This is a genomic window from Actinoallomurus spadix (assembly GCF_024055725.1).
GTDB lineage: Bacteria > Actinomycetota > Actinomycetes > Streptosporangiales > Streptosporangiaceae > Actinoallomurus > Actinoallomurus spadix.
Genome location: NZ_JAMXMX010000013.1, coordinates 204,819 through 222,163, shown reverse-complemented (window position 1 = coordinate 222,163; position 17,345 = coordinate 204,819). Strand labels below are relative to the sequence as shown.

Below are 17,345 nucleotides of genomic sequence, written 5' to 3'. Positions count from 1 at the left end.
CGGTGACGTGGTGGAGGTGCAGGGCGAACGCGATGACCGGCGAGAGTACCCGGAGGAAGCCTCCGGTGATCGATGGCTCGAGTTCGAAACGGAGGTCGAGGAACCGGACGGCCGGCGGCCGGCGGGACCGCTACGGCTGCTGATCGATGACGGCGGTGACGCGCCCGTACGGTGGGCGGCCTGGCGCGAGCGATCGGGTCTCGCCTGTTCGGTCACGCTGCGTTCGGTGAGTCCCTCCGGCAACGCCGACGTCACCGACCTGGTGAGCGTCGTGTGGGCCAGTGCCGAACATCGCGACGCGGGCGAGGTGGCCGCGAACCTGACGGACGCGTCGGCCGCCAAGTGGTTCGCACCGCACGACCGCGCGTCCCTGGGTTTCCAGCTCTCCCGGCCGATCGCGGTGGATCGGTACGTCCTCACCTCCGCCGATGACGCGCCCGACCGCGACCCGGCCACTTGGACCCTGCGCGGCTCCGCGGACGGAACCGTATGGCGAACGCTCGACATCCGCTCGGGTGAGTCGTTCAGCCGGCGGCACCAGGCCAGGACGTACCGGATCGCCGAGCCCGGCTCCTATGCCCACTATCGCCTCGACATCACCGGCAGCAACGGCTCCCCGCACCTGCAGCTTCAGGCGGTCCGGTTCCTGGCCGACGCCGCTGCCGGATTCGTCGGCTACCGCCAGCGGGAAGGCCACGCCCCCGTCGCCTACCGGGGCGTACGCGTCGCGCAGGCGTCACCTGGCCGGACGCCGGAAGCACCGCTCGCCGACACGCCGGCGCCTTCGCACGCGAGGCCGGTGCCCGAGATTCCGCCCACGCCCCGAGCCCACGGCGACCGCCCGGCCGAGTGGGAGGGATGGCAACCGGGAGGATCATGGCTGCCGCTCGGCGGCACGCTGTCGATGGAGTCCCTGACCTCGCCGTCAGGGCGGTTCACCGTGCTGCACTCGATCTACGAGCCGTCCCTGGCCGTACGGGACAACGTCACACGGGAGCGGGTGTGGGCCGGCGTCTCGCCGCGATCGGACCGGGTATGCCTGGGCCCCGACGGGGATCTCGTGGCCTGGGACCACCACGGCGACCGGGTGTGGAGCACCGGCACGGCGTGGCTGGGCGTGCGGCGCCTGGAGATGCGGGACAGCGGTGAGCTGGCCCTGACCGACGCGAACGGCGCCGTCGTGTGGAGCTCGGGAATCCCCCAGGTGCCGGCGGCCGCGGGGACCGGTCACCGCACGGTGGCCCGGGGGTCGAGGATGCGCCGGGGCGAGAGCCTGTACGGACAGTCGCTGACCAGCGAAGACGGGTCGACCGTGCTGTCCCACGGCGGTTCCGTGGCGTTCGTCATCCTGCGGGGACGGACCTCGCACTGGGACCGGTTCCCCGAGCGGGAGACCGTCCTGGTGCTCGACGAGGACGGCTTCCTGCGCCTGCGGACCCCGGACGGCGCCATGGTGGAGGAGATCGCCGGGCCGGGCGCCGAGCTCGTGGTCGTGCGCGGCGCGGCGGAGCTCCGTGACGACACGGGAGCCGTCGTCTGGTCCTCCGCCGGCTCCTGGAGCCGGGTGGCCTCGGTGCGCGAGCCGGCGATACCGCACAACGACGACCTGGCCGCTTGGTTCGGCGCGCTGGTGGGCCAGGGCCGCGGCTACTGCGTCGCGGTGGTGAGGGAGAGCACCCCGCAGGACGTACTCGAGCGCACCGGTGTCGCGCCGGGCTCGGTGACGCGGACCACGTGGCACCGGCTCCAGCGGCACCGGGACACCGCACACCCGGGCGAGGGGACGGTGGTGGCGGCGATCGCCGTGGGTCCGGACGTTCTCCTGGTCAGTGACGACCCCACCCTGCCGGTGGCGGCGCTGGCACCCTCGACCTCGGTGGTGGCCCTCCACCAGCCGTCCGGCGGGGACGCCTACGGCGGGACCTTCAGCCTTCATCAGGACGGCGGCCTCGTGGCCGAGGTGCGGGACGAGCCGCGCCGCCGCAAGGGGACGAAGGTGCCGGACGTCGCCGCCGCACTGGACGACCTCGCGCACGACCTGCACCGCCACGAGCTGGTGTTCCGCGTGTCCGGGCTGGTTCCCAGCGCCGCCGAGCTCGGCGGCCCGCTGCTCGGCGGGGTCCTGGTACCGGCCCCGTCACCCTCCGCGGCGCCTGCGGCCGAGCCGGCCGAATCGTTCCCGGCGATCGAAGGGCACGACGAGATGTACCCGCTGGTGATCCGCACCGACTTCACCGACGATGACGCCTGGAACCGGGTGGTCGAGCAACTGCGTATGCCCTGGGTGGACGACGAGCCGGTGACTCCCTACCTCGTCAGCGACCCCAGGTACGCCGATGCCTCCATCGAGCGGGTGCTGAAAGACGTTCGCACGGCCATGCCCGGTTCGAGCCGGCCAACGGCGATCTTCATCACCGACAGCACCACGATGCGCGGCCCGGATCATCCACTGCTGGCCGTTTCGACCGAATGGGACGGTGAGCCCTTCGAGGAGGACGAGGAGGGATTCGTCACGCAGTTCCGCCTGCTGCCCAACGCGGCCATCGAGATCAGCACGAACCTCGGCCTCGCCAACATGGACTGGGAGGACTTCGCCGGCGATGACGAGGACGACGACGAACCGTACGAACGCATGGTGGACTGACGCCCCGTCTCCCCGCGCGTCCCTGAGCCGCCGTCAGCGCCGAGGATCGTCGTCGCTCCCGGCACCAAGAACCTCGGCGCCGAGCCGCCGAGCCGCGCCTGTCGGACTCCACTGCGAGGATGCCGGTCATGAGCGACGACACCGCCGCCATCGCCGGCTACTGGGACGCCGCCGCACTGACCTTCGACGACGAGCCGGATCACGGACTGCGGGCTGAACGGACTCGCGCGGCCTGGGCGCGGTCGCTCCACACCTGGATGCCGCCCGGCGCCGTCGACGTCCTCGACGTCGGCTGCGGAACCGGCTCGCTCTCTCTGCTCCTGGCGCAGGCGGGGCATCGCGTGACCGGTGTGGACCTGGCGCCGGGAATGGTCTCCCAAGCCCGCGCCAAGCTGGCGGCCGCCCGGCCTGCCGTGCCGGTTCCTCGTGGGTGACGCGACCTCGCCGCCGACCGGCGACGAAGTCTTCGAGGTCGTGCTGTCGCGCCACCTGATGTGGACCCTCCCCGATCCCGAGGCCGCGCTGCGCGAGTGGGTGCAGCGACTGCGGCCCGGCGGCCGGGTGGTCCTGGTCGAGGGCCGGTGGCGTGAGTCGGGGCATCGGGAGGCCCTCCGTGAGCGGGGCGGAACGCCTGCCGTGGCACGGCGGAGTCGGCGCCCATGACCTGGCCGCCGACTCCGCCGTGCGCCCCCTCGCCACAGACCTGCGGATCGAGCCGCTCAGCGACGACCCGGACCTGTGGGGCGGCCCCGTCACCGACGAGCGCTACGCCCTGATCGCCAGGCTCCCCGGAGCCCGCGCCTGACGGAGCGAACGGGTCGAGCAGCCACTGTGACGTCGATCGTGACGTGACACGTCCCGGCAAACCGGTCATCGATCCGTCACCATCGACGGCAAGGTGACCACCCCGGCGGCGAAGTCACGCACGGCTCCGAAACACGCTTCTGACTCGGTTCTCCTGGCGATCGCTGCGCTCTAGCCGCAGCGATCGCCAGCGCGACTGCGTGCACGCTCAGGGGATCGGCGCCGCCAGTTCGGCCGCGCGGCATTGGAAGACTAAATGGCGTGGGTCGCGGGCGTAGATGATCGTCGGCGCGGGGCCGAATTTGGCGATGGCGGCGTATGCGCGGCGGTACCAGCACCACATCACCAGCCACTGGGAGCACAGGGCCTGGACTTCGGCGAACTGGGCCGGGGAGGGATCGGGTGGCTCGGGCCGGTGCGGCGGAGGCGGCCACGGGGACCGGCCGGGCCTGGCGATGAGGATGCCGAGGGAGGCGAGTAGTCGCCGGATCACGATGCCTCCTGGATTTCGGCGAGTTCTGTGGCGGTGAGGATGACGCCGGGTGCGGTGATGAGGGCATGGACGGTCTTGTGGCGGTCGGTGTAGGTGACCCATCGGGCGGCGGCGTGCTGGTCGACGATGGTCAGGCCGCGTCCGCGTTCGGCGAGCAGGCCGCCGTGCTGCTGGGCGGGCAGGGGTTCGGGGTCGGGGTCGCTGACGGCCAGGTGCGCGTACCGGTCGGTGACGGTCAGCGTGATGCCGATCGGGCGGATGTCGTCGGGCCAGGTGGGGTGCATGGTCTCGGCGGCGCGTACGGCGTTGGTCGCCAGCTCCGAGGCCACCAGCGCGATCTCGTAAGAGTCGTACGGGTGCCCGGCCACCGCGCCGGCGGCGAAGCGCCGGGCGTCGCGTACGGCGTCACGCCGGACGTGGAGCGAGACGGAAGCGGATGCCGGTTCGGGGGGATATGGGGAGCGGTCGGTGATGACCGCTGGATCGGGTGTCACGGGATATCAACTCCCTGTAATCGTGCCAGGGTGCATGGCCCCTGGCGGACGTGTTGAGTAGCGTCAGGATGGACTCCTACAGGCAAACTTTCAATCGCAATCTTTGAACGAGTACTATTAGATAGCAATTGCCGGTTTTCAATGAGACGGAAGCCAGCCGTGGCTACGATCGCTGCCATGCCAGAACGCCGCAGTCCAACCCTGCGCAGGCGTCGCCTGTCGGCCGAACTACGACAGCTCCGCGCCAGCGCCGGCATGACCCTGGAGCAGGTCGCCGAGCGGCTGGAGTTCTCCACGGCCAAGCTGCGCTTCATCGAGAACGCTCAGTGGGTGCGGCCGAACATCGGCGACGTGCGGGCGCTGCTGGATGTCTACGGCGTGAAGGACGCTCGGCAGCACGAAGAACTGCTCACCCTGGCTCGCGAGGGACGCCAGCGTGGCTGGTGGCAGCCCCATAGCAAGATGCTGTCGGAGACCTACACCACCTACATCGGCTTGGAAGCCGAAGCATCGACGCTGCTGACCTACCAGCCGCTCGTCATCCCCGGTCTGCTGCAGACCGAGGACTACGCTCGGGCGCTGGTGGAGAATCCGCACGATGAGGTCTCTGACCAGGTGACCAGCGACCGCGTCGCCGTACGCATGCAACGCCAGCAAATACTCACCGGCCCCAGCCCGCTTAGCCTATGGGCGGTCATCGACGAGGCCGCGATCCGGCGACCGGTGGGCGGCCCCGAGGTCATTCACGGCCAACTCGAACGCCTCGCAGAAGCAGCGCGCATGCCCTCGGTGACACTGCAGCTGATCCCGTTCTCCATCGGCGCTCATCCAGGCGTTGGGCGTGGCCCGTTCACGATCCTCCAATTCCCCGACGACGCCGACCGTGACGCCGCCTACGTCGACAATTTCGCCGGCGAGTTGTACATCGAGGAGGCGGCCGAGGTCGAGCGATTCCACGGGGCGTTCCGCCATCTGGTCGGGGCGGCATTGTCACCCGCGGCTACGATGACGTTCATCGCCGAGGAATTGGCCAGCACCTGACCCACCGAGCCGAGAGGCGTACGCCCATGCCCCAGGTCGATCTTTCGCGTGCAGAGTGGCGCAAGGCCGAGCGGTCCACGGACTCCGGTGAGTGCGTCGAGGTCGCCGTCGTCAACGCCTGACCACCCCCTACGAGGAAACGTACGCCCATGGACTCGACCCGAGGCCTGACCTGCGTAATCGATTGGCGCAAGGCGTTGCGCTCGCAGCAGCAAGACGCCTGCGTCGAGGTCGCCACCGTCAACACTTGAGAGCACCCGGTAGGGAATCTTCGTGCTTGGCCTCCGTGACTTTGCCGTCGCTGTGGTCGCATTGCCGTCGGTGTTGACGGGTCGGTGACCGATTCGCCGGGGCTGCGCGTCAGCGGCGGCGGCAAAGTCGCTGGGCGATTTGATCGGGTAGGGCGCTGTCGTTAGCGGCGGTGGCCGTATTCGCGTTCTATGCCGTCCAGGATCCAGGTGAGGCCCTGCTCGAAGTCATCCTGGTCATGGATTCCCGCGTCGAGCACCGGCTTCAAGTGCGGGAAGGTTCCCTCGGCCAGGAGGGTGCGCACGTACGGCTCCTCGCCTACTCCGCCCAGGCCGGCGGCTTTGCGTTCGCGACCGCCCTGCGTGCGGAGGGTGTAGCCGAGCATGTAGTGGTCGATGGCCCTGACGATGGCCAGCATCTCGCGCGGGTCGTCGGTGAGCCGGCTCGCGACGGTGAACGACTGCTCGGCGTGCATGAGGCCGTTGGGCCCGACCCGTGGGGAGCGTCCCGCGAGCTGGAACACCCACGGGTGCCGCAGCGTGACCTCCCGTTCCCTGGCGGTGATCTCCCGGAACGCCTCGCGCCAGTCAGGGGGCAGCTCGCCCTCGATCAGCACCTCGGCGGCCACCTCGTCGTGCATGAGGTCGAGGAGGTCCTCCTTGGCGTCGATGTGGGTGTAGAGGCTCATCGCGCGGACGCCGAGCTCGCTCGCGACGCGCCGGATGGACACCGCGTCCAGGCCCTCGGCGTCGGCGATCGCGATGGCGGCGGCCACGATCGCCTCCCGGCTGAGCTTCGGCCGGCGCCCGCCGCGCGGGCGGGACCACACCGGCTCGGCGGCGCGTTTGCGGTCGCCGGCGCGCCCGTAGCGCTCAGGGACTGTGGAGGGCCGGTCCCCGTCGAGTGTCATGCCCCGATCGTATCCGTACGGCGTACGTTCCGAGCGAAACGCTGTACGGAAACAGCGATACGGCGTACGGTTGAGACGATACAGCGTACGGAAACCTCGGCGGAGGAAGAGTCGAATGAGCGCCGTACCCACGCGCGAGCAGGCCGCGGAACAGCGCGGCATCGATCCCGAGCTGCGCCGGCTCGCGATCGTCGTCCTGCTCGGCGCGATCATGACGATCCTCGACACCACGATCGTCAACGTCGCCGTCACCACCCTCGGCAAGGACTTCGACGCCTCGCTGTCGTCGATCCAGTGGGTGATGACCGGCTACACCCTGGCCCTGTCCATGGCGATCCCGCTCACCGGCTGGTCGGTCCGCCGCTTCGGGGCGCGCACGATGTGGCTGACCTCGATCGCGTTGTTCATCTCCGGCTCGCTGCTGTGCGGGCTGGCCTGGTCGGTGCCCGCCCTGATCACCTTCCGGATCCTGCAGGGCGTCGGCGGCGGCATGCTCATGCCGATCGGCCAGACCGTGCTGGCCCGCGCCGCCGGACCGGACCGGATGGGCCGGGTGATGACCATCGTCTCGGTGCCGGCCATGCTCGCGCCCGTGCTCGGCCCGCTGCTCGGCGGCGTGATCCTCGACAGCGTCAGCTGGCGCTGGCTGTTCTTCATCAACGTCCCGTTCTGCGCGCTGGCGCTGGCCGCCGCGCTGCGCATGATGCCGCGCGACGCCGAGCGCGACCCGAGCGCGCCCCTGGACCTCGTCGGCATGCTGCTGCTCTCCCCCGGCCTGGCCGCGCTCGTGTACGGCCTGGCGCAGGCCGGGGAGGGCACCGGCCTGTCCAGCTCCCGCTTCCTGGCCGGTATCGGGGCCGGTGCCGTGCTGGTCGCGGCGTTCGTGGCGCACGCGCTGCGCAAGGGGGCGGGCGCGCTGATCGATGTGCGGCTGCTGCGCGACCGCTCGTTCGCCGCCGCGACCGGCGGGCTGTTCGCCTACTGCGTTCCGGTGTTCGGCCTGACGGTGCTGCTGCCGTTGTTCTCCCAGGTCGTGCGGGGTGAGTCACCGATGGAGGCGGGGTGGCTGATCTCCCCGCTCGGTCTCGGCGCGATGCTCACGATGACCGTGGCGGGGAGGATGACCGACCGGTACGGGGCGCGCTGGATCGCGACGGCCGGGGTGGCGCTGGTGCTGGCCGGGGCGCTGGTCCTGACCCGGATCGACCCGTCCACCGGCCGTCCGGCGCTGATGGCCGTGATGCTGGTGATCGGCCTGGGGCACGGTGCCGTGTCCCCGGTCCTGATGGCGGCCGCGTATCAGGGGATCCCGCGTGAGTCGGTGCCCGCCGCGACGACCGGCGCGAGCATCCTCATCCGGGTCGGCAGCTCGTTCGGCACCGCGATCCTCGCGATCGTCCTGCAGATCATGATCCGCGATCACGTGCCGGGGGCGACCGGTAACCTCCGGGAGGCCGTCACCCATCGCACCGCGCGGATGCCCGCGCAGTTGACCGCGGCGTTCACGGACACGTTCTGGTGGGCGGCCGTGATCCTGGCCGTGACGTTGATCCCCGTGCTGCTGGTTCCGCGCAGGGGCGGAACCAGGTGAGCGCGGTCAGCAGGTGTGGCGTTCGAGGGAGGCGAGGGCGCGGTCGGCGACCTGGAGGACCCAGAATCCGCCCTTCGGGAGCCGGGGGTCCTCCGGGGGCGGGGCGCCGAGCTCGTCGCAGGCACGGGTGATGAGGTCGGGCACGAGTTCGCCGTGGGTGCAGATCACGGCGGGGACGCCGTCGGCGAGGAGTTCGGCGAGCCGGTCTCCCGGGGCCTTGGCCGTGCCGACCGTCACGGCCCAGTCGGTGCGCACGTCCGCGGCCGTACGGGCGGCGTAGGGCAGGACCGTCTCGACGCAGCGGGCCGTCGCCGAGCTGATCAGGCGGGCCGGGCCATAGCAGATCAGGACGTCGTCGAGCCGCTGGGCCTGCGCGCGGCCCTCCGGGTCGAGAGGGCGCAGCAGGTCGTCCTCCTCCCAGTCCCGCTTCTGCCCGGCCGTGGCGTGCCGGAGCACGATGTACGGCGTCGTGCGGAGGGGGCCGGTGGCGAACTCTCCGAGCACGCCGCGGTCGTGGTCGTAGCTGAGCCGGTCCTCCGCCTCCGCGATCGGGAGCCAGTCGACCCGGTCGACCTCGTCGTTCGGAACGAACCGGCCCTCGTCGCCGGTGGCCGTCCAGTAGTCGACCCGCTTGGGCCGGCCGCGCGCCTCGTACCGGACCGTGGACAGCCGGCGGCCGAGGACGGGCCAGACGCCGGTCTCCTCCCAGACCTCGCGGGCCGCGGCGCGTACGACGTGCTCGTCCCGGTCGACCTTGCCCTTGGGGAAGGACCAGTCGTCGTACCGGGGGCGGTGGATCAGGGCGACGAGCGGGCGGCCGTCCGGGCCGGGCCGCCACAGCACCGCGCCGGCGGCGCTGATCGTTCCCGGGGGGTCAGGAATCAACGGTCCTCCAGCGGCGTGCCCGCATCAGGTGGGTCTGCACGTCGACGTCCCCCTCGTGCCGGGTCCATACGCCGTTCTCGCCGAGGACCCAGCACTTGGTGTCCGCGCCCATCGCGAGGTCGAAGCGGCCGACGAGGTCGGCGCAGTGGGCCGGGTCGGTGACGCGCACGAGCGTCTCGACCCGGCGGTCCAGGTTGCGGTGCATGAGGTCGGCGCTGCCGATCCACACCTCGTGGTTCCCGCCGTTCTCGAAGGCGTACACGCGGGAGTGCTCAAGGAACCGGCCGAGGATGCTGCGGACCTGGATGGTCTCCGACAGGCCGGGTACTCCGGGGCGGAGCGCGCAGATCCCACGCACCCAGACGTCGACCGGCACGCCCTCCTGCGACGCCCGGTACAGCGCGTCGATGAGAACCTCGTCGACCAGCGCGTTGCACTTGAACCGGATACGGGCGGGCCGGCCCTGCTCGTGGTGCTCGATCTCCCGCTCGACGCGCTCGACGAGGCCCGTGCGCAGCGAGTCGGGGGCGACGAGGAGCCGCCGGTAGTCGGTGTCGCGCGAATAACCGGTCAGGTGGTTGAACAGGGCGCTGACGTCCTGGCCGACCTCGGGGTCGGCGGTCAGCAGGCCGTAGTCCTCGTAGATCCGGGCGGTCTTGGGGTTGTAGTTTCCGGTGCCGATGTGGCAGTAGCGGCGCAGCGTCCCGTCGGATTCCAGCCGGACCACCAGCGCGGTCTTGCAGTGGGTCTTGAGGCCGACGAAGCCGTACACCACGTGGCAGCCGGCGCGCTCCAGCTTGCGCGCCCAGGTGATGTTGGCCTGCTCGTCGAACCGCGCCTTGATCTCGACGACCACGACGACCTGCTTGCCCGCCTCGGCGGCGTCGATGAGGGCGTCGATGATCGGCGAGTCGCCGCTGGTGCGGTACAGCGTCTGCTTGATCGCGAGGACCTGCGGGTCGGTGGCGGCGTCCTCGATGAGGCGTTCGACGCTCGTGGTGAACGAGTCGTACGGGTGCTGGACGAGGACGTCGTGGTCGCGCAGGGTGGCGAAGATGTCGGTGTCGTGCGGGAGCGCCGCCTCGGACGGCACGAACGGCGGGTACTTCAGCTCGCCGCGGTCGAGGTCGGCGATCGCGGACATGCCGCCGAGGTCGAGCGGGCCTGGCACGCGGTACACCGCGCGCTCGTCGACCTCCAGTTCGGTCATCAGCAGGTCGAGGACCTCCGGCGTGATCGACTCCTCGACCTCCAGGCGCACGACGGGCCCGAATCTGCGGCGCAGCAGCTCGCGTTCGAGGGCCTGCAGGAGGTTCTCGGCGATGTCCTCGTCGACCTCCAGGTCCTGGTTGCGGGTGACGCGGAAGGCGTGGTGCTCGAGGATCTCGGTGCCGGTGAACAGCTCCGGGAGGTTCTCGGCGATCACGTCCTCGAGCGGCACGAACCGCGACGGGGACGCCTCCAGGAACCTCGGCAGCACCGGCGGGACCTTGACGCGGGCGAACATCGTCGTCCCGACCTCGGGGTCGCGGACCAGCACCGCCAGGTTGAGGGACTGCCCGGAGATGTACGGGAAGGGGTGCGCCGGGTCGACCACCAGCGGCGTCAGCACCGGGTAGATCCGCCGCCGGAACAGGCGGTTCAGGCTCTCCTTCTCGGTGTCGGCGAGCTCGTCCCAGCGCAGGACCTCGATCCCCTCCTTGGCGAGGGCCGGGAGGATCTCCTCGCGGAAGAGGGCCGCGTGCTCCAGCATGAGGTCGCGGGCGACCTCGGAGGTGTGCGCGAGCACCTCGCGAGGCTGGCGGCCGCTGGCGCTCTGGACGGCGATGCCGGTGGCCATGCGCCGGGTCAGCCCGGCGACCCGCACCATGAAGAACTCGTCCAGGTTGGTCGCGAAGATCGACAGGAACCGCACGCGTTCGAGCAGCGGCAGCGACGGGTCGGCGGCGAGATCCAGGACGCGCTGGTTGAACCGGAGCCAGCTCTCTTCTCGATCAAGGAACCGATCCTCTGGCAGCCCGTCCACGGATCGGGCGAAATGCCCTGGTTCAACGCTCATGAGGTATATGGTCCCCATTTTTGGTGAACGGAAAGCGAACGAGATGTTTCCGGCCCAAATCCCCCTATCAAGCCGCTGACCGGCAAAGACTCTCTCAGCGGGCGCGGCGCACGACGTAGGGCTGGACGATGCCGAGGCCGCGGGCCGGGCGGCGGCCGATGCGGATCAGTTCGTACGCGCCGTCGCCACGCAGGCCGTCGGCCAGGGCGGCGTCGGCGAGGACCGTGCCGGGCCGGGCGATCGAGGTCAGCCGGCTGGCGAGGTTCACGGTCGTGCCGAAGACGTCGCCCATCAGCGAGAGCACGAGGCCGTACGCCATGCCGACCCGCACGTCCGTGTCTCCCCCGGCGCGAACCGCCTCGGCGACGCTCAGCCCGATCTCCGCGCCCAGCGTGGGAGTGTCGGCCGTGTAGAGGACCTCGTCTCCCAGGGTCTTGACGATCCGCCCGCCGTGCTCGGCCACGACGTCGGAGGCGGTCTCCTCGAACCGCTCGACCAGCTCGGCCAGCTCCAGCTCGCCGAGGTTCCGGCTGGTCGCGGTGAAGCCCACGATGTCGGCGAACCCCACCGCCACCCGCAGCCGCCCCGGAACGGCGTCCTCCGCCGCCGACGCGGTCAGCGCGCGGGTGCCCGCGGCGGCGAGCTGCCGCCGCCACGCGTGGACGAGGAGCGGCTCCAGCGCCGCGATGTGCGTCTCGGCGTGGTCCATGATCATGTTGACGACGTCCGGAGAGGGCGGCTGCAGCGGGTCGGCCAGCGCGCCGACGATGATGTCGATCTGCCACTCGGCGAGCCGCGCCATCGTCTGGCCGACGGCGCGGACCATCCGCAGGACCATCTCCTCGTCCAGCAGGCCCTCGCCGAGGAGGTCCTTGATGCGGACGAGCGCGTCGAGGTCGCCGTCGGTGAAGGCGACCGTCTCGTCGGCGAGGTGCGGGAAGCCGAAGGCCCGCCACAGCCGCTGGGTGAACTCCTCCGACACCCCGGACCGCTCGATCGCGTCGATCCGGGTGAACCGCAGCTCACCACCGAGAAGGAGCTCCTCGATCTCCCTCGGCTCCGGCGCGTCGCTCATCTACGGCTCACCCACGGCTCGGTTCCCGGCCCGGCTACGGCTTGACGCCGTCGCCGTCGGTCAGCTCCTCGACGATCCGGTACAGGTGATTCTGGGCGGACTCGACCCGGGGGATGTTCTTCAGGACGAGCTGGCCGTTCTCACCGCCCGACTCGACGATCAGCGTGCCGGTGCCCAGGATCCGCTGGATCAGGTTGTGCTCGAACGACACGTCGTTGACCCGGGTGAGCGGGATGTCGCGCCCGGAGCGCGACAGGATGCCGTGCCGCAGCACGAACCGCCGGTTCGTGAGGGTGTAGGAGGTGGTGACCCAGCGCAGGAACGGGATCAGCCCGACGACGAGGATCACGACGACCGCGACCGCCGCGATGATCAGGCGGATCAGCGTCTGCGCGCTGCCGCCCGGGATGAAGACGATGGCCACCGCGGCGACGGCCACGGTCACGACCGCCCAGAAGATCGTGCCGACCAGCGTCGACCAGTGCGGGTGGAACTCGAGGACGATCTCTTCGTCCTCGCCCAACGAGCTCTTCGCAAGACCCATGGCGTCATCCTGGCAGAAACCGCCCGGCGGCAGCTGTCATCAGGTCACAAAGTGGACAACGATGAAGATGAGGGCGAGGACCCACACGCCGCCGCCCCCGATCAGGCCCCCCATGGCGGTGTCGACGGCGTACTCGCGCTCCTCGTGCGACGTGCGGAGCCTGATCCAGCCCGCGGCCGTGACCTGCCCCAGCCACGGCGCCGCCAGCACCGGCCCGTACGCCAGGGCCAGCCGCGCCTGCCCCAGGCCGTGCAGGCTCTTCGCCAGCTCGAAGCCGATGGCGGTGACGACCACGGCCACCACGAAGCCGAGCACCGCCATCTGGACGTACCGGCCGCCGAGGGCGTAGTGAACCGGCTCGCGCACCCGCCGGTGCGCGTCACCGACCAGCTCGGCGGCCTCCTGGTCGGGCCGTACGTCGTCGGCGGGCTCGGGCAGCGGGCCGACCGTGTGCGGGCCGAAGCGGGTGGTCAGCTCCCGCCAGACGCCCGCCGCCCGCTCCTCCAGGCCGTCGAGGCGCGCCCACTCCTGCTCGACGGAGGCGTACGCGGCCGTCCGCCGCTCCTCGGCCTCCTCCAGGCCGCGCCGGGCCTGCTCCGCCGCGAGCAGCCTGCGGCCGGCCTCGGCGGCGTACTCCTTGTACGCGCGCCGCGCCGCCTGCGGATCCGTCATCCGGCCCTCCGCCCTCACGCGACGCCGTCCCCTGTCTCGCTCATCACCTCGAACGGGATGATCGGCTGGGGCGGCACGCCGGTGCGCTGGTCGTGGAACAGGGCCCGCCGGTGGCGCGGGGTCCAGCTCAGCATCTGGCCGCCCGGCAGCGGCGACAGCTCGCTGTCCCGTACGTCCAGGGCGACCCAGGCGTCGATGTTGCGGACGTTCCCGACACGCTCGACGACGTCGGCCTTGAGCCGGTCCGTCGTCCGCCACCAGCCGAGCACGTGCATCCGGCGCTCCGGGCCGTGCTCGACGAGACGGCGGACCGCGCGGCGCAGGTCCTCGGCGCGGCCGGTCGCGGCGTCCACCGCGAACAGCGCGAGGTACTCGGGCACGTCCCGGTCGGCGGGCTCGGGCAGCTCCCCGCCGAGCGTCACCTCGTGGCCGTCGTCGGCGAGCCGCCGGGCCAGCAGGCCGACCCGGGGCTCCAGCTGCGGGTCCAGCGCGTACAGCCGGAAGACCGCCGACCCCGGCGCGTGCCCGCGCGACAGCGACAGCACCGCCGAGGCGAGCACGTCGTACGCCTCGTCGGCGCGGGTGCCGACGACCGCGAGGTTGCGGCCGGGCGCGCGGTCGAAGCGCACGGTCGCCGCGCTGCCGGCCAGGTCGATGAGCTGGCCGACCGCGCTCTCGCCCGGCGGCAGGGCCGGCGCGGTCATCAGTTCGGGCACGTGCGCGCCGTCGAAGATGCGCGGCGGCGCCAGGTGCTCGGGCCGGCGCTGCCACAGCTCCCGCTGCAGCGCGTCGAACGTGCCGGCGACGCCGGCGTCCGGCAGGCGGGCGATGCGGTTGGCCTGCCGCGCGCCGGACTCGGCGTTCACGACCGCGCAGAAGCGCGCGACCTGCAGCGCGGCAGGATTGTCGTCGGCGAGGATGCGGCGCGCCTTGGGCAGCGCGATCCGCAGCGTGAACTGGTCGAGGATGGCCCCGCGCCCCCACAGGGTCTGGACGCCGCCGATGTTCTGGCTGGCCAGGACCAGGTGGATGCCCTGGGACCGGCCCCGGCGGGCCAGGTCGTTCAGGAGGTACAGCGACTCGTCGGTGATCTTGTCCTGCTGCTGGATCAGCACCTGGAACTCGTCGATCACCGCGACCATACGCGGCCAGTGCCCGTCCGGGTCGGCGGCCCGCAGCTCCTCGATCTTCGTGACCTCGTGCTCGCGGGCGGCGGCGCCCCGGCGTTCGAGCTCGCGGGCGAGGAAGCGCAGCAGCGCCAGGCCGAACTCGCGGTCGTTGTTGATGTTCACGCCGATGAGCCGGGCGTGCGGCAGCCACGTCTTGTCGGTACGGCCGCTGGCCAGGCGGGCGAACGACACGCCCTCCTTGAAGTCCAGCAGGTAGAACTCCAGCTCCTCGGGCGAGTAGCGCGCGGCCATCGACCCGATCATGGCGTAGAGGAAGTTCGTCTTGCCGGAGCCGGGCGGGCCGCCGACGAGCGCGTGCACCGGGTCGTCGCCGAGGAGGACCTCCACCGGTTCGTACCGGTCGACGTCCTCGCCGATCGGGGCGCGTACCCCGGCCGCGGACGACTCGCTCCACATGCGGTGCGGGACCAGCTCGGCGAAGCGGGGCGGGTCGCGTTCGATGCCCGCCCAGCGGGCGGCGCGCTCGCAGACCGCGCGGACCAGCTCCGGCGGCGGCGGCTCGGCCGTCACCGGCAGCTCCCCCGTCATCGAGGTGGTGATCCGGCCATCCGCCGTGAGGTCGACCCGCTCGATGCCCGAAGCGTCCTCGACGGGAACGTCGCGGCAGATGACATGGATGCCGCAGGCCGCGCCGGCGTGCATCACGCTGTTCAGGTGGGCGACCTCGTCGTCGCGGAAGCCGCGCGCCGGGCTCTGCACGATGACGACCTGCCACGGCTCGGGCCGCCGCCCGGTGGCCGCGGCGAGCTCGGAGAGGGAGGAGTGCCCGCCGCCGAGCACGTCCCGCTGGATGCGCCGGATGTCACGATCCAACGAGCCGAGGAGGTCCTTGAACTCCTCGACGCCGTACACGGTGAGCAGGCCCGGCCGGGACAGTGCGTGGAAGCCGCCGAGCCCGGCTCCGAGGCGCCGCGGGTCGTACAGGCTCACCCGTACGGAGCCGGGCCGCGTCGTCGCCACGATCCGGACGAGCAGCGCGTCGACGATGGCGTCGGCCAGGGGCGTCTGACTCCCGGTGATCTTCAGATGGCCGGAGTCCAGCAGCGGGACGAGGGCGGGCACCTCACCGGCGGCCGTGCCCACGCGGTACAGGCACGGCCCGGACTCGGCCGGCTCGGGCTCGGCCGGCCAGTCGGCCCAGGACGCGGACGCGGCGCCCGGCGCGGCCTCGGCGGCCAGCTCCCGCCACCCCGCCACGGCCATCGCCGTCTCCGGGCCGCTCGTCGCGGCGACGTCCCGGCGGCCCTGCTCGACCGCCGCCTCGGCCTCGGCGATCATCTCGTCGAGCCGGGCCCGGCGAGCGCGGATCGCGCCGCGCGCCTGCCGGATGTCCTTGCGCACGGCGGCAACGAGATCGCCGGGCTTGAGCGTCATGTGGGGGTTCCTGCGGCTTTCACGCAGACGGCGGTGGGCGGGGTTCCTCGGTCGGGGACGTGCTGGGTCGTGGTCGCCTTAGAGCCCCTCGGCGTAGGTGTTCGCCTCTTCGATGGCGGCGCCGATCTGGCCCTGGCACTCCTCGATGCTCTCGACCGCCTGCCCCATCGCGCCGAGCGCGCCGCTCAGGGCGTCGTGGTCGCTCCCCTGGGCCACCGCGATCAGGTACTGCAGCGCCGACTCGGCTCGGCTCCCGGCCTGGACGAGCAGCTGCACGGCCTGCTCCGCCTCTTCACCGGCCTGGGCGATGGCGCCCTTGAGCTCAGCCACACTGGCCATGCAACGACCTCCGGAGGATGGGGATAGCCCAATTAAACCGGCGCGTCGCGGACCGGTCCAGTTGGGTCCGACCAACGGTCATGTGACCGGTTCGGCCGGGTTCCCCTAACGGACGTGGACGACGTCGCCGGCGCTGAGCGCGTGATCGCCGTCGGCGGCGCGGACCACCAGGCAGCCGTTCGCGTCGACGTCCACGGCCTCCCCGGTCAGCACGCCGTCCGGCGCGCCCGCGACCGCGCCGGGCAGCTCCACGCGCACCTGACGGCCGAGCGTCGCGCACACCTCGCGGTACGCGCCCCGGAGCTCCCCCTCGGTCCAGTCCCCGCAGAACTCGACGTACCGGTGCGCCAGCTCGCGCAGGATCGCGCGCAGCACCGGGTCGCGGTCGGCCGGGGCGTCCTCCAGGGTGAGGGACGTCGCGGTCGGCACCGGCAGCTCACCGGCGCGCAGGCTGACGTTGAGACCGATGCCGAGGACGACGGCGTCGCCGACGCGCTCGGCGAGGATCCCGGCGAGCTTGCGGCCGTGGATCAGCACGTCGTTCGGCCACTTCAGCGCCGCGTCGGCCATCCCGCCGCGTGACACCCCCTCGACCTCGGCGAACCCGCGCAGGGCGCTCACCACCGCCACCCCGGCCAGGAGCGGCAGCCAGCCGAGCCGGGCGACCGGGACGGACGGCCGCAGCAGCACCGAGAACGCCAGCCCCGAACGCGGCGGGGCGGTCCACGCCCGGTCCAGCCGGCCGCGCCCGGCCGTCTGCGCCTCGGCGACCAGGACCAGGCCCTCCTCCGCTCCGCCCCGCGCGGCCTCGGCCAGGTCGGCGTTGGTCGAGCCGGTCTCGTCGACCACCTCGATCCGGCGCCACACCCCACCGGGACGGACGAGCGCGCGGTTCAGCGCCCGCTCGTTCAGCGGCGGACGGTCCAGATCGGTGTACGGCGAAGGGCTCACCCATCCCAGCGTAGGGGCCGGAGCCTGCCG

At 71.7% G+C, this 17,345-nt stretch carries 18 protein-coding genes; 7 read left to right on the top strand and 11 right to left on the bottom strand.

Annotation, left to right across the window (positions count from 1 at the left end; genetic code table 11):
• Positions 1–7: 7 nt before the first annotated feature.
• The 4 genes from NE235_RS21320 (at position 8) to NE235_RS21310 (ending at position 3,449) form a co-directional block, all read left to right on the top strand.
• Entirely contained in the window at positions 8–2,644 is a 2,637-nt protein-coding gene (locus NE235_RS21320) for a DUF6924 domain-containing protein (RefSeq protein WP_252805661.1), read from the top strand.
• Positions 2,645–2,772: 128 nt separating this feature from the next.
• Entirely contained in the window at positions 2,773–3,078 is a 306-nt protein-coding gene (locus NE235_RS21315; RefSeq protein WP_252805659.1) for a class I SAM-dependent methyltransferase, read from the top strand.
• Positions 2,993–3,307 carry a class I SAM-dependent methyltransferase gene (locus NE235_RS38725; RefSeq protein WP_406567612.1) on the top strand — a complete coding sequence of 105 codons (315 nt, stop codon included), beginning with the start codon at positions 2,993–2,995 and terminating at the stop codon, positions 3,305–3,307. The genes NE235_RS21315 and NE235_RS38725 overlap by 86 nt, the downstream gene beginning before the upstream one ends.
• A complete protein-coding gene (locus tag NE235_RS21310) occupies positions 3,258–3,449 on the top strand; it encodes a hypothetical protein (RefSeq protein WP_252805657.1) in 192 nt (63 codons plus the stop codon). The genes NE235_RS38725 and NE235_RS21310 overlap by 50 nt, the downstream gene beginning before the upstream one ends.
• Before the next feature lie 207 nt (positions 3,450–3,656).
• Here the strand turns inward: NE235_RS21310 and NE235_RS21305 are convergent, their stop codons facing one another.
• Positions 3,657–3,941: a hypothetical protein gene (locus NE235_RS21305; protein ID WP_252805655.1), complete on the bottom strand. Its 285-nt coding sequence runs from the start codon at positions 3,939–3,941 to the stop codon at positions 3,657–3,659.
• Entirely contained in the window at positions 3,938–4,435 is a 498-nt protein-coding gene (locus NE235_RS21300) for an ATP-binding protein (RefSeq protein WP_252805652.1), read from the bottom strand. Before NE235_RS21300 ends, NE235_RS21305 begins: the two co-directional genes overlap by 4 nt.
• A 177-nt stretch (positions 4,436–4,612) precedes the next feature.
• Between NE235_RS21300 and NE235_RS21295 the strand changes: the two genes are divergently transcribed.
• Positions 4,613–5,476: a helix-turn-helix domain-containing protein gene (locus NE235_RS21295; RefSeq protein ID WP_252805649.1), complete on the top strand. Its 864-nt coding sequence runs from the start codon at positions 4,613–4,615 to the stop codon at positions 5,474–5,476.
• 26 nt (positions 5,477–5,502) lie between these two features.
• Entirely contained in the window at positions 5,503–5,598 is a 96-nt protein-coding gene (locus tag NE235_RS21290) for a DUF397 domain-containing protein (RefSeq protein ID WP_252805646.1), read from the top strand.
• A 290-nt stretch (positions 5,599–5,888) separates the two neighbouring features.
• Here the strand turns inward: NE235_RS21290 and NE235_RS21285 are convergent, their stop codons facing one another.
• Positions 5,889–6,635 carry a TetR/AcrR family transcriptional regulator gene (locus tag NE235_RS21285; RefSeq protein WP_252805644.1) on the bottom strand — a complete coding sequence of 249 codons (747 nt, stop codon included), beginning with the start codon at positions 6,633–6,635 and terminating at the stop codon, positions 5,889–5,891.
• 115 nt (positions 6,636–6,750) lie between these two features.
• Here NE235_RS21285 and NE235_RS21280 point away from each other — a divergent pair, with 115 nt between their 5' ends.
• Positions 6,751–8,226 carry an MDR family MFS transporter gene (locus NE235_RS21280; RefSeq protein ID WP_252805642.1) on the top strand — a complete coding sequence of 492 codons (1,476 nt, stop codon included), beginning with the start codon at positions 6,751–6,753 and terminating at the stop codon, positions 8,224–8,226.
• A gap of 6 nt (positions 8,227–8,232) precedes the next feature.
• Here NE235_RS21280 and NE235_RS21275 read toward each other — a convergent pair whose 3' ends face one another.
• The 8 genes from NE235_RS21275 to NE235_RS21240 all read right to left on the bottom strand — a co-directional run bounded on the left by NE235_RS21275 (position 8,233) and on the right by NE235_RS21240 (position 17,315).
• Complete coding sequence (locus tag NE235_RS21275; protein ID WP_252805640.1) at positions 8,233–9,111, bottom strand: NUDIX hydrolase; 879 nt, start codon at positions 9,109–9,111, stop codon at positions 8,233–8,235.
• A complete protein-coding gene (locus NE235_RS21270; RefSeq protein WP_252805638.1) occupies positions 9,101–11,170 on the bottom strand; it encodes an RNA degradosome polyphosphate kinase in 2,070 nt (689 codons plus the stop codon). Before NE235_RS21270 ends, NE235_RS21275 begins: the two co-directional genes overlap by 11 nt.
• Positions 11,171–11,264: 94 nt before the next feature.
• The gene (locus NE235_RS21265; RefSeq protein ID WP_252805636.1) at positions 11,265–12,245 is read right to left on the bottom strand and encodes an adenylate/guanylate cyclase domain-containing protein; all 981 of its coding nucleotides are present in this window, start codon (positions 12,243–12,245) and stop codon (positions 11,265–11,267) included.
• Between the two features lie 34 nt (positions 12,246–12,279).
• A complete protein-coding gene (locus NE235_RS21260) occupies positions 12,280–12,789 on the bottom strand; it encodes a PH domain-containing protein (protein WP_252805634.1) in 510 nt (169 codons plus the stop codon).
• A gap of 39 nt (positions 12,790–12,828) precedes the next feature.
• On the bottom strand, positions 12,829–13,461 hold the full coding sequence (locus NE235_RS21255; protein ID WP_252805632.1) for a hypothetical protein: 633 nt from the start codon (positions 13,459–13,461) through the stop codon (positions 12,829–12,831).
• A gap of 14 nt (positions 13,462–13,475) precedes the next feature.
• Entirely contained in the window at positions 13,476–16,025 is a 2,550-nt protein-coding gene (locus tag NE235_RS21250) for an FtsK/SpoIIIE domain-containing protein (protein WP_252805630.1), read from the bottom strand.
• A gap of 78 nt (positions 16,026–16,103) precedes the next feature.
• Positions 16,104–16,364, bottom strand: coding sequence for a hypothetical protein (locus tag NE235_RS21245; RefSeq protein ID WP_252805628.1), 261 nt, complete (start codon positions 16,362–16,364; stop codon positions 16,104–16,106).
• Between the two features lie 105 nt (positions 16,365–16,469).
• Positions 16,470–17,315 (bottom strand): biotin--[acetyl-CoA-carboxylase] ligase, encoded by an 846-nt coding sequence (locus tag NE235_RS21240; protein WP_252805625.1) that lies wholly within the window; start codon positions 17,313–17,315, stop codon positions 16,470–16,472.
• Positions 17,316–17,345: the final 30 nt, after the last annotated feature.

What these genes read in the sequence shown, in the direction of transcription:
- NE235_RS21315 (WP_252805659.1), top strand. Translation starts at nt 2,773, where the DNA reads ATGAGCGACGACACCGCCGCCATCGCCGGCTACTGGGACGCCGCCGCA.
- NE235_RS21295 (WP_252805649.1), top strand. Translation starts at nt 4,613, where the DNA reads ATGCCAGAACGCCGCAGTCCAACCCTGCGCAGGCGTCGCCTGTCGGCC.
- NE235_RS21290 (WP_252805646.1), top strand. Translation starts at nt 5,503, where the DNA reads ATGCCCCAGGTCGATCTTTCGCGTGCAGAGTGGCGCAAGGCCGAGCGG.
- NE235_RS21285 (WP_252805644.1), bottom strand. Translation starts at nt 6,635, where the DNA reads ATGACACTCGACGGGGACCGGCCCTCCACAGTCCCTGAGCGCTACGGG.
- NE235_RS21280 (WP_252805642.1), top strand. Translation starts at nt 6,751, where the DNA reads ATGAGCGCCGTACCCACGCGCGAGCAGGCCGCGGAACAGCGCGGCATC.
- NE235_RS21270 (WP_252805638.1), bottom strand. Translation starts at nt 11,170, where the DNA reads ATGAGCGTTGAACCAGGGCATTTCGCCCGATCCGTGGACGGGCTGCCA.
- NE235_RS21265 (WP_252805636.1), bottom strand. Translation starts at nt 12,245, where the DNA reads ATGAGCGACGCGCCGGAGCCGAGGGAGATCGAGGAGCTCCTTCTCGGT.
- NE235_RS21260 (WP_252805634.1), bottom strand. Translation starts at nt 12,789, where the DNA reads ATGGGTCTTGCGAAGAGCTCGTTGGGCGAGGACGAAGAGATCGTCCTC.
- NE235_RS21255 (WP_252805632.1), bottom strand. Translation starts at nt 13,461, where the DNA reads ATGACGGATCCGCAGGCGGCGCGGCGCGCGTACAAGGAGTACGCCGCC.
- NE235_RS21250 (WP_252805630.1), bottom strand. Translation starts at nt 16,025, where the DNA reads ATGACGCTCAAGCCCGGCGATCTCGTTGCCGCCGTGCGCAAGGACATC.
- NE235_RS21245 (WP_252805628.1), bottom strand. Translation starts at nt 16,364, where the DNA reads ATGGCCAGTGTGGCTGAGCTCAAGGGCGCCATCGCCCAGGCCGGTGAA.